We start from the raw sequence: 10,874 nt of genomic DNA, 5'->3' as shown, positions 1-10,874 counted from the left end.
GGATCGTTTGGATCACTTTGAATGGACAGGAACTCGGCGCGCCGTGCAATTGCATCTTTTGGCTTCAGCTCAGGGGAGCGAGATATTTTTTTGTCTTTAAGGACGGCTGGCATGATTTAAGTTTCCTAGGCAGTGAGCAAGCATTGTGTGATTGACGGAAAGAATTACACCAAAACTCTACAGCAAGAACCAGGTTAGTATCGTTCGCTAGACCGCTTTGAGCGTCACATAAGATATGCCCCCACGCTGGATCACTGCCGATTGTTGCCGGATCGAGGAGGCGAAAATAAGCTGGCATTACCGTTAAAGAGTTTCGCAAAAGTCACTTTGCTGTAAGTGTCCACAACGGTTTGTTGATACATCCTGACTACGCCTTTGAGGTTGCCCACTAAAGGTGTCTTGCAAACCGAGCTGACCGGGGTGATGGGTTTCGATTTCACTGCAAGCTTCACATCCAGCTTTAGCTTTTTCCGCTCCAAGGATGCAACTTTGGCTTCCAATGCTTGCAGGCGCTTTTTGAAGTTCTTGACGCCATACCTAACCCAGATAAAGCGAGCGCTGCTGCAAGACACGAAGATACCTTGCTGCGTAATTCATTTCTGGTGCGGTGCTGCCCGTGTGTAGGCTGATGGACGGCGTAATCCAGGACGACTTTTTCTATGGCTTCATCTGCGCGATTTTTTACGTTCGGTTTGCGTTTACTGCGATCAATCAGTACCGCCATCTTGAGCCAGCTCTTGATAACGGCAAAACGTGTCACGTGAGAAGCCCGTAATCTTGCAAGCTTTAAAAACATTTCCAAGCTCCTCAGCCAGATTCATTAAACCTTCTCTGTGTTTAATAATGGGATTGGGAGTATGTAGCATGAGTTGCCTCGGTGGTTTTGAGTCAGGAGTCGCCGGATATATCGGGCCTATTTTGTATCTACGAATTCCATCCACCTTGACTACGGATCGATTCTGAACATTACTGAAAGTTCGTTTTTAATATATTTCTCTTCGATCCAAGCGCTCATGTTAGCGCTCATAAATTCAATGAATTGATGTGCAGCGACAGGCAGACGCCTGTCAAGATGTCGAACCAGATACCAGTGGCTAAGTAATGGAAAGCCAATAACGTTCAGGATAGCTACATTTGCCTGAGCTTGCGCCAATGTATGTTCAGATATCACCGCTAACCCCAAACCTGTTTCTACACTCAAACGAATTGCTTCATTGCTCTCAATTTGTAATGTTTTATTCAACTGGTAGTTGTTGTCCAGCATCCAGGCTTCCATCATCATACGAGTGGCACTCCCCGGTTCGCGCATCAAAAATCGCTCACGTATCAGTTCGGAAAAATCCAGTTTTTCACGCTGTGCGGCCCAATGATTTCGCGGAGCAATCAACACTAACGGGTTGCGCAAAAATTTTCCGCTCAACACGTTGTCGCCAGTAGGTGGGTGACTGAATAGATACAAATCGTCTTGCTGATCTTCAAATCTTTTCAGTACGGTTTGCCTGTTCCCGATATTCAACGTGACATCTACTCCCGGATATTGTTGGGCGTAAGGACTAAGCAAACGCGGGAGTACATATTTAGCGGTGGTCACAATGCCCAAGCTGAAATGACCTTTAATACCGTGTGCCGTGTCTGCCAGAAAACTATCAAAGTCCTCAAACCGCGTAAGTGAATCGAGCGCCGCGTGATAAAGCTCTGTTCCAATCTGGGTCGGCTTGTACGCGCCGTTGAGGCTTTCGAGTAGAGGATGACCGACCGCCTCGCTGAGACGCTTGATTTGAAGGGATACTGTGGGTTGTGTGAGATGCAGATGCGCCGCTGCTTGTGAAATTGAGCCGGTTCGAACGACAGCGATGTATACCTGAAGAAGCCTGAAGGTAAGGTGGCGGATATTCATTTGATGCCCATTATAGATAATCGTAAATGTTGCGACCCATAAACATTAGTTATCTTATATGGTTGCTTAACGCGATAATAGGCTTATCAAACGTAGACTTGGTAATACTTATGCCTGATATCGTTGTCGCATTCTTTCTATTGGGCGTTCTCGCAGGGCTCGCAAAGTCTGATTTGTCGGTGCCTAAAGCGGCTTACGACACCCTCAGCATTTTATTAATGCTAACGCTTGGCCTGAAAGGAGGATTAGCCCTGCATGGCCAAGTAACCTGGGAATTAGTAAATGAGGCGCTTGCCGTCATACTGCTGGGAGCCTTGATCCCGTTAGCCCTGTACCCTTTTTTACGCAGAGCGGTAAAGTTGAGTGCGGCTAATAGTGCCAGCATCGCTGCACATTATGGCTCTGCAAGTGCGGGTACCTTTGCCGTCGCGCTGGCGTTTGCAGAAAGTAATAACCTTGTTATAGCACCTCAAACCACTCTCTTTTTAGTCCTTTTAGAGCTTCCAGCGATTATCGTTGCGATTGTACTTTATCGTCATGTTAGCGGTGGTTCAGGTAATGCAGCGGCGATGTGGCATGAGGCCCTTACAAGCCGGGGTGTCTTACTTCTTGCTGGCGGTGTTGTAATTGGATATTGCTACGGTCCGGCGGGCAGTGCGGACATTGCTCCGCTCTTTCTCGGCGCATTCAAAGCGTTGCTTGCACTCTTCTTATTAGAGATGGGATTGTGCGCATCAAAACACCTTTATCCACTTCCCTTTCATCATTGGCGACTTATCGTTTTTGCAACATTCTCGCCGATCCTATTGGCCATGGTTGGTTTATCGGTTGGTCTGATGTTCAACATGCCCCCAGGTACTACTCTCATCCTTGGCTGTTTGGTTGCTAGTGCGTCGTACATTGCAGCGCCTGCGGCCATACGGACAGCAATAAAAGAGGCGGATGTAGGCGTGGCGATTTTCGCTGCATTAGGCGTTACATTTCCCTTCAATGTGTTGGTGGGTATTCCACTGTATTACCAAATGCTTGTCTGGCTCAGTAGCTAACAACTTATCCGACGGTTGATTATTTGAGGAAACACTGTGCATCAACAAACCCATTTACAGCAATTAGAAGCAGAAGCCATTTTTATTATTCGTGAGGTTGCCGCATGTTTTGATAAGCCTTGTTTGTTCTATTCGATTGGTAAAGATTCTACGGTAATGCTGCATTTAGCTCGCAAGGCATTTTGGCCAGCGCCGGTTCCATTCACACTGCTGCATGTAGACACAACCTGGGAATTCGCAGAGATGGGGCGCTTCCGGGACTATATGGCCGCAAAGCACAATCTCAACATCCTCGTGCATACTAATAACACTGCGCTTGCCAGCGGTATTCACCCTATTACCAGTGGTTCAGTCAAATATAATGACCAAATGAAAACGCAAGCGCTCAAGCAAGCCATGAGTATTTACAAATTTGACGCAGCTTTGGGTGGAGCGCGACGTGATGAGGAAAAATCTCGTGCGAAAGAGAGAATCTTTTCGGTGCGCGATGAACATCAGGGGTGGAATCCTAAAAACCAACGCCCGGAATTATGGAACATATTCAATACCGAAATTAACAAGGGGGAGTCAATACGGGTATTCCCATTGTCTAACTGGACTGAGTTGGATATTTGGCAGTACATTCTCAAAGAAAAAATTGAATTGGTTTCATTATATTTCTCTGCTCCACGCTTAAGCTGGAAAAGTGATGAAAATGGCCAGCACTTTGTGCTCGACGATGATCGAATGCGGCCTTTTCTTAGCAAGAACGAACTGCAAAGTATCGCGCATCGCCCGTTACGCTGTCGAACATTAGGTTGCTACCCACAAACCGGTGCGGTACTGAGTGCAGCAATCCGGGTGGAGGAAATTATTCAGGAGCTGCTGGTAAGCAAAACAAGCGAGCGTGAGGGAAGAACCTTGGACAAAGATCAGGTTGGCTCTATGGAAAAGAAAAAGCGTGAGGGATATTTTTAGATTTTCAGGCAACCGCAGATAGCCTATTCTATCCTGTGTATGCGTAACTAACTTTTTGGGGCTATCCGTTGATTCGTAATAAGTTGAAAGTGGAAACCTACCTCGGCACGCTGTTGTTTGATCAGTCAGATTATAAAAGGAGATAAAAATGGAAATCGAAGATTCGAAATTAATTAAAGCAATGGGGTTGGTAATTCAGTATGTTGCAAAAGTAATTGCCGTAATCATGGTGTTTGTCATTATGTGGGGGGTTGCAGACATACTGTATATTCTCTACCAGCGACTGATGGCTCCACCGTTTATGCTATTGGAAATAAAAGACATCTTTGCAACGTTTGGTGCCTTTATGGCTGTTTTGATTGCGATCGAAATCTATCACAATCTAATTCTTTACGTGCGCGATAGCCACAATTCGAGACTTGCGGTGGAGATCGTTTTAGGTACTGCGCTTATGGCCGCAGCACGAAAAGTCATCATATTTGACTACAACGAGATGGATTACAATTATGTCTATGCAACGGGAGCAGTGATTCTGGCTCTATCTGTTGCCTATTACTATATTGTTATAGTATCGAACAAGAAGCAAAGCCAGCCGAGTAACGAATAATGTTATATGGGGGGACTGTCTTGTGAATATGAGCGACCTAGTATTGTCTAGGCCAAACTTGAAAGTGAACTTTTTGCTTAAAGCACTTTCCCTTTCGAGTGTGATTTTAATTGGTTATTTGCATTTTATAGTTGGCCCATCACTTGAATTTCATCTTTTTTTTCTGATTCCGATTATCGTTGCCTCTTGGTTTACTAGTGCATTATTTTGCTGCTTTATCTTGGTCTTGGCAATTTTGTCATGGACTATTGGTGATTATTTAATAGCACATAACAACATTGATTTATTTTCATTTCTGTTTAACTCAACAGTTCATGCGCTAATTTTGGCTTATATAACTTACTTGCTTCGCTACATTCGTCGACTTTTAATCAGGGAGTCGCAATTAGCGCGCGAAGATAGTCTTACAAAAATCCCCAACAGAAGATCATTTTATGAAAATGGAGAGATTGCATTTTCAACCGGTCATCGTCAGCGATTGCCAATAACCATTGTTTTCATTGATGTTGATAGCTTTAAATCCATAAATGATACATATGGACATAAAATTGGTGACAAACTCTTATTTGAAGCAGCCCAAGTAATGAACGAAAATGTCAGAAAAAATGATGTCATCGGTCGTTTGGGAGGAGATGAATTTTGTTTAGTTCTTTTGAATGCTGATAGAGAGCATGCCCGAATGTATGCCATTAATTTGAAAAATAAATTAAGTGAACGAATGTTGAAACACAAATGGCAAACAACTTTTAGTATGGGTATTGTAACTTATGCTGTAACTCCACCCGATTTTTTAAGAACTATCGAGGAAGCCGATAAGCTAATGTATCGAGTTAAGACAAATGGTCGGAATGGATTTTCGCAAGAATATTATCCATAAAGCCCTTGTGTGCTCATTAATTAAGCACATTATTTTCTGATGCCAAAAACTATTTAACCTGGCGTGTCTTGCTAACCATCTTCACGATTCGTAGAAAACAAGTCATCCCGCCCAAATTTACAGATGGTTTTTACAAGCGGATGAGTTAGCTGTCGCTCCGTGGTTATGACATAGACCTGTTCATTTACCGATGGAATGTCTGCTAACTTTACCACTTTGTATTGACTACAAATGTCTTTAGCGATGGCATTAGGTGCGAAAAACAACCCTTCGCCTGCTCGACCAAATGCTTTCATTAGCGCGCTATCGTCAAATTCCCCTTTAATGTCAGGATGTAAATTTTTTTGCGCCAGCCATTGATTAATTCTCCCCCGCACCGCCGCATCTTCGCCAATCATTAACAAAGGTGCGTTATTCAGCGACTCAGGAAACGTTCGTTTTAATTTATTTACCAGGGCCGCAACGCCGAATAAACCCATATGGCTTTCACCAATGAGGTGGCTGAATCCTTTGACATGCAAATTAGGTGGCATGGGCCTATCGGCGATAATTAAATCTAGCCGATGCACGGCCAAATCAGATAGCAGCGATACTAATCTTGCTTCCCGGCAAATTAAACGTGTTGGCTCTTGCATTTCATACGCCGGTTCAAGCAGCCGATAGGCAATCGTTTTAGATACAGAGTCGGCCAGACCAACTCGTAAAGGAAGAGATTTCTTGCTGCGTTGGTCGCGAAGAACTGCCATTAATTCATCGCCAACAGAAAAAATCTCGTCCGCATAGCTCAGTGCTCGCCTTCCCGCATCGGTCAACTCAAGATTACGGCCAACTTTGTGAAACAACTCAACCCCCAAAGTGTTGGCGAATTCAGTTAACTGCCCGCTTATCGATTGAGGCGTTAAGTGAAGTTGTTCCGCCGCTTTGGTAACACTTCCTGTTTTTGCTACCGCCCAGAAATAGCGTAGATGTTTATAATTTAGATGATTCACTGGTACCGCCTAACAATTAGTTTTTTTCGAACTGTCTGCAAAGTATATTCGATTTGTTGGATGTTTTGGATGTTGCTACATTGGAATCTCATCAACCCACACGAGAGGTTTAGACATGCAAATTCATATTCATACAAATGCGTTTGAATTAACCGATGCTATTAAAGACTACGTCGAAGAAAAGTTGGCTCTGGCGTTGAGTTGGAACCGGGATGATGTAACCAAAATTTCTGTTCGCTTGGCTGATATTAACGGACCACGTGGGGGCGCTGACAAATCCTGTCATCTCCTGATCGTACTCAAAGGTAAAAAACAGCTTGTCATCGAGGATGTACAAGCGGATTTGTATGTCGCTATCGACCGAGCTATAGAAAGGGGAGCACGTTCCGTATCTAGGCAAATTGCCCGCCATCGGGAAATTGATCACCAACGGATAAGGGTCTAAATAGGTAATCGGAGATTTTTATGAAGCGCATATTGTTATTCTTGGCAACCAACGCTGCGATTGTGTTAGTTCTATCTCTGAGTATGCGTTTATTGGGAGTGGAACCCTACTTAAATGCCAAGGGACTTAACCTTGGTTCGCTGTTAATTTTTGCAGCTGTTATGGGATTTGGCGGCTCGTTTGCCTCGCTCGCCATCTCTAAATGGATGGCAAAAAAAAGTATGGGGGTCAGGATTATTTCCGACCCAGGCAACTCCCAAGAGCGTTGGCTAATCGATGTCGTCGCGCGCTATGCAGAAACAGCTCACATCAAAATGCCGGAGGTCGGAATATTCGAATCGGACGACATAAACGCATTCGCGACTGGCATGACAAAAAACTCTTCAATGGTCGCCGTTTCCAGTGGGCTCCTGCTCGCTATGACCAAGGAGGAGGCTGAAGCTGTTATTGGGCATGAAGTTGCGCACGTCGCAAATGGTGACATGGTAACGCTTGCCCTGATCCAAGGTGTGGTGAACACGTTTGTAATCTTTTTCGCACGAATCATCGGCAATTTCGTTGATAAGGTCATTTTTAAAACCGAAGAAGGGCATGGACCGGCCTTTTGGATTACCAGCATTGCGGCGGAGCTAGTGTTGGGAATTTTGGCATCAGTGATCGTAATGTGGTTCTCACGCCAGCGCGAATTTCGGGCTGATCAAGGCGGTGCCTACCTTGCAGGAAGCAGCAATATGATTGCTGCGCTACAACGCTTGCAATCATCACAACCTCAACCATTGCCTGGCGGTATGGCAGCCTTTGGTATTGCAGGCGGTGGCGGATTGTCCAAGCTGTTTATGAGTCATCCGCCGCTTGCGGAGCGAATTTCAAAATTACAAAAAGGTAATGTTTAATGGAAAACATACAGTTCGCTGGATGGGAGCTCTGGACAGGATTTATTATATTCGTAGTGATTATATTGCTACTGGATCTCTTTGTATTTGGCGGCAATAAGGCCCACAAGGTAAGCGTCAAAGAGGCAGCATCATGGTCGTTGGTTTGGTTTTCACTGGCCGTTATTTTCAATATCGGCCTGTGGTGGTATCTTAAAAAAGATTATGGTGAAACTTTTGCGGACCAAAAAGCACTGGAGTTTTTTACTGGTTATCTGATTGAAAAGTCGCTTTCAGTCGATAATGTCTTTGTATTCCTGCTCATATTTTCTGCTTTCCAAGTCCCGCCAGAGTATCAACGCCGAGTGCTGATTTACGGGGTGCTGGGTGCGATAGTGATGCGCATTATCATGATTTTGATCGGCAGTTGGGCGGTAAAAGAGTTTTCGTGGGTTCTTTACGTATTTGGTGCATTTCTTATTATTACCGGCATTCGCATGCTGCTCGCAGTCGATGAAAAACCCGATTTAGAGAAGAACTGGATTGTTGTTTTTGCTCGAAAGCACCTTCGGATCACGCCTGGTTTTCATGGGGAAAAGTTCACGATTGTTCAGCAAGGTGCCCGCTACTTCACTCCACTTTTTCTAGTCCTGATATTAATCGAAATATCAGATTTGGTTTTTGCGGTTGACTCGATTCCGGCAATTTTTGCGATTACGTCTGATCCGTTTATCGTTGCAACATCTAACATCTTTGCTATTTTGGGGCTAAGAGCGCTGTATTTCCTGCTGGCTGATGTTGCGGATCGATTCCATTTAATCAAGTATGGCTTGTCAGTGGTACTAGTGTTCATTGGTTGCAAAATGCTGGTAGCGAATTGGTTTCATGTCCCTGTGATGTGGTCACTACTCGTTATTGTTACTCTAATTGGTGGGAGTATTCTTGCAAGCTTGTGGGTAACTCGAAAAAAGGCCGTAGAGTAACTACGACAGCGGTGCAACTTGCCAGTCATGCGTGATCCACACATCATCGGATAATGCATGCTGGCAATAACCAAAATAAAAGTTTTATGGAGCAAAAATGACAATACTCATGTTTGTGGCAGGGCTGGTCTTATTGGTAGCCGGTGCAGATATTTTGGTGCGTGGTGCATCAAAATTCGCGATGTCTTTTGGAATTTCACCCTTAGTAGTGGGCTTAACCATTGTTGCCTTTGGCACTAGCGCACCCGAAGTAGCGGTATCAGTTGGCGCCGCACTGCAAGATAAGACCGATATTGCAATAGGCAATGTTGTCGGGAGTAATATTTTCAATGTGTTGTTTATATTAGGCATTTCAGCGCTCATAACGCCACTGCTTGTGAATGCACAAATTATTCGTCAGGAAGTCCCGATTATGATCGGTGCATCCTTTCTGCTTCTGGCAGTTAGCTTGGATGGCAGTTTGAGCATTGTTGATGGACTACTCTTGTTTATCATACTCATCGCTTACACCGCATTTTTAATTTATCAATCACGCAAGGAAACCGGTATTACCAAACAGGAGTATTCAGAATTATCTAATCGCCCATCGTGGAGCGACAAAAAACCAGTACAAATTTTACATATTATTGCTGGGCTGGTATTGCTCGTACTTGGCTCTCAATGGTTAGTGAGCGCCTCTGTCACCTTTGCAAAATATTTTGGAGTTAGTGACCTGGTTATTGGGTTAACCATTGTTGCTGCCGGAACATCCATGCCGGAGGTAGCAACATCTATAATGGCGGCAATAAAAGGCCAGCGCGATATTGCGGTAGGAAATGTCATTGGAAGCAACACATTCAATATTTTGGGGTGTTTAGGGTTGTCTGCTATTGTATCTGGCAATACAGGTTTGGCGGTTTCTGAAAATGTTATCAATTTTGATATTTGGATTATGATCGCCGTCGCTCTGGCCTGCTTACCCATTTTTGCTGCTGGTCACCAGATCTCACGTGTTAATGGGATTGTGTTTTTATTCTACTACGTTGCCTACACCACTTATTTGATATTAATGTCACAAAATTATTCAATGGATTTGCTAAATTCAATTATGTTGAGTTTTATTCTACCCTTGACAATTATTGCTGTGACGGTAGTTTTTTTACGGCACAAGACTACAAATGACACCGTAAATTAAAGCTCTATATTCAATCATGAATTTTTTCAAGCCTGTTAGGTAAAGGCCGCCCAGCCCCTGGAGGGGGCTGGTTAAAATATAATACTCAATGTTAATTAACTAAATACTGTCAAGCTATTGTTTCACTGCTTCTTGCTTTTTTATATTTTCCGGTATTCTCGATACTTATCCTGCTTCTACAGGAATAGAGTTGCTGTTATTGGTTGTATTTCACAAAATTATTTTGAAGTGTTTATTAAAAAAATTCATTTACATTAGACGTCGTATTTAACGTGTTCATGATAGAAAAAATATTGTACTTGCACGATAGATTTCAATAATAATTACAACTAACCATGTAAATATACTAACGCCAACCGCTCCAGCTGAGATATCTTTAATGATTCCAATTTTATCATTTTGATGACTTTCAATAAAATCACACAGCGATTCTATCGCTGTATTAAATATCTCTGAAATTATAACCATCCCCGTAACCACCAAAACCAAACTAAAATCAATCCATTGTCTATGGTAAAAAAATACTGCGAGCAAAATCGTCGATAAAACAACTTTATACGCGACTGCAGCATCTAAAATAATTGCGTAATAAATGCCGCGCATTGCTACAGATATTTTTCTTATCGGGTGAAATCCAACTACACCGGTATTTAGCGCTTTATTTTTCATTGGCAACCTCTATGTGTAACTAGCTGAACGCCATTGTGGCGTTGTTTAAGTTGACTATCGATTGTGTGCTCTCAGTAATGGCCACACGGAACCTACTCCCGAGATAAAAACTAGGTCTTTCTCAGAAGCGGAATACTTCTCTATTAAATATGGTCCAAGCTCATCTTGATAGAACTGGTAGCCATCACGCTCATCAACCCAGCGATGTCCGCTAGATTGCTCGAAGCAGGACTTAAATTTTTCATATACGCCTTTTGATGATAGGTGTCTTTCCATATGTGCAATATGGGCATGATCTCCGCTGAATCCTTGGTGCCCGAACCCCAACACTCAATGAGCCGGTATTTCTTGTACTCGC

At 43.6% G+C, this 10,874-nt stretch carries 12 protein-coding genes and 1 pseudogene; 8 read left to right on the top strand and 5 right to left on the bottom strand.

The annotated features are described in order from the left end of the window. Positions 1 to 305 precede the first annotated feature (305 nt). Both O59_RS22145 and O59_RS20670 read right to left on the bottom strand, forming a co-directional pair. Positions 306 to 866, bottom strand: a pseudogene (locus O59_RS22145) (helix-turn-helix domain-containing protein); the annotation flags it as partial. Between the two features lie 80 nt (positions 867 to 946). Next, positions 947 to 1,897, bottom strand: coding sequence for a LysR family transcriptional regulator (locus O59_RS20670; RefSeq protein WP_007646343.1), 951 nt, complete (start codon positions 1,895 to 1,897; stop codon positions 947 to 949). Positions 1,898 to 2,007: 110 nt separating this feature from the next. On the opposite strand from O59_RS20670, the gene O59_RS20665 reads away from it, so the two are divergent. The 4 genes from O59_RS20665 to O59_RS21240 all read left to right on the top strand — a co-directional run bounded on the left by O59_RS20665 (position 2,008) and on the right by O59_RS21240 (position 5,384). Continuing rightward, positions 2,008 to 2,943: a sodium-dependent bicarbonate transport family permease gene (locus O59_RS20665; protein WP_040393937.1), complete on the top strand. Its 936-nt coding sequence runs from the start codon at positions 2,008 to 2,010 to the stop codon at positions 2,941 to 2,943. A gap of 36 nt (positions 2,944 to 2,979) precedes the next feature. Then, on the top strand, positions 2,980 to 3,900 hold the full coding sequence (cysD, locus tag O59_RS20660) for a sulfate adenylyltransferase subunit CysD (RefSeq protein WP_007646341.1): 921 nt from the start codon (positions 2,980 to 2,982) through the stop codon (positions 3,898 to 3,900). A 148-nt stretch (positions 3,901 to 4,048) separates the two neighbouring features. Continuing rightward, entirely contained in the window at positions 4,049 to 4,507 is a 459-nt protein-coding gene (locus tag O59_RS20655) for a phosphate-starvation-inducible PsiE family protein (protein WP_007646340.1), read from the top strand. A gap of 28 nt (positions 4,508 to 4,535) precedes the next feature. Further along, a complete protein-coding gene (locus tag O59_RS21240; protein WP_007646339.1) occupies positions 4,536 to 5,384 on the top strand; it encodes a GGDEF domain-containing protein in 849 nt (282 codons plus the stop codon). A gap of 71 nt (positions 5,385 to 5,455) precedes the next feature. On the opposite strand, the gene nhaR is transcribed toward O59_RS21240, so the two are convergent. After that, positions 5,456 to 6,373: a transcriptional activator NhaR gene (nhaR, locus tag O59_RS20645; RefSeq protein WP_007646338.1), complete on the bottom strand. Its 918-nt coding sequence runs from the start codon at positions 6,371 to 6,373 to the stop codon at positions 5,456 to 5,458. A 115-nt stretch (positions 6,374 to 6,488) separates the two neighbouring features. On the opposite strand from nhaR, the gene O59_RS20640 reads away from it, so the two are divergent. The 4 genes from O59_RS20640 (at position 6,489) to O59_RS20625 (ending at position 9,847) form a co-directional block, all read left to right on the top strand. Continuing rightward, positions 6,489 to 6,818, top strand: a complete 330-nt coding sequence (locus tag O59_RS20640) for an HPF/RaiA family ribosome-associated protein (RefSeq protein WP_040393931.1) — start codon at positions 6,489 to 6,491, stop codon at positions 6,816 to 6,818. A 20-nt stretch (positions 6,819 to 6,838) separates the two neighbouring features. Continuing rightward, positions 6,839 to 7,711, top strand: coding sequence for a protease HtpX (htpX, locus tag O59_RS20635; RefSeq protein WP_040393929.1), 873 nt, complete (start codon positions 6,839 to 6,841; stop codon positions 7,709 to 7,711). Continuing rightward, positions 7,711 to 8,673 carry a TerC family protein gene (locus O59_RS20630; protein ID WP_007646336.1) on the top strand — a complete coding sequence of 321 codons (963 nt, stop codon included), beginning with the start codon at positions 7,711 to 7,713 and terminating at the stop codon, positions 8,671 to 8,673. Before htpX ends, O59_RS20630 begins: the two co-directional genes overlap by 1 nt. A gap of 97 nt (positions 8,674 to 8,770) precedes the next feature. Next, positions 8,771 to 9,847, top strand: coding sequence for a calcium/sodium antiporter (locus O59_RS20625; RefSeq protein ID WP_040393927.1), 1,077 nt, complete (start codon positions 8,771 to 8,773; stop codon positions 9,845 to 9,847). Between the two features lie 276 nt (positions 9,848 to 10,123). On the opposite strand, the gene O59_RS20620 is transcribed toward O59_RS20625, so the two are convergent. Both O59_RS20620 and O59_RS21900 read right to left on the bottom strand, forming a co-directional pair. Then, entirely contained in the window at positions 10,124 to 10,516 is a 393-nt protein-coding gene (locus tag O59_RS20620; RefSeq protein WP_040393925.1) for a diacylglycerol kinase, read from the bottom strand. A 54-nt stretch (positions 10,517 to 10,570) separates the two neighbouring features. After that, positions 10,571 to 10,792 (bottom strand): BREX protein BrxB domain-containing protein, encoded by a 222-nt coding sequence (locus tag O59_RS21900; RefSeq protein WP_232283125.1) that lies wholly within the window; start codon positions 10,790 to 10,792, stop codon positions 10,571 to 10,573. Positions 10,793 to 10,874 lie beyond the last annotated feature (82 nt).

It is taken from the genome of Cellvibrio sp. BR (assembly GCF_000263355.1).
Lineage (GTDB): Bacteria > Pseudomonadota > Gammaproteobacteria > Pseudomonadales > Cellvibrionaceae > Cellvibrio.
This window is presented reverse-complemented; position numbering and strand designations above follow the sequence as displayed.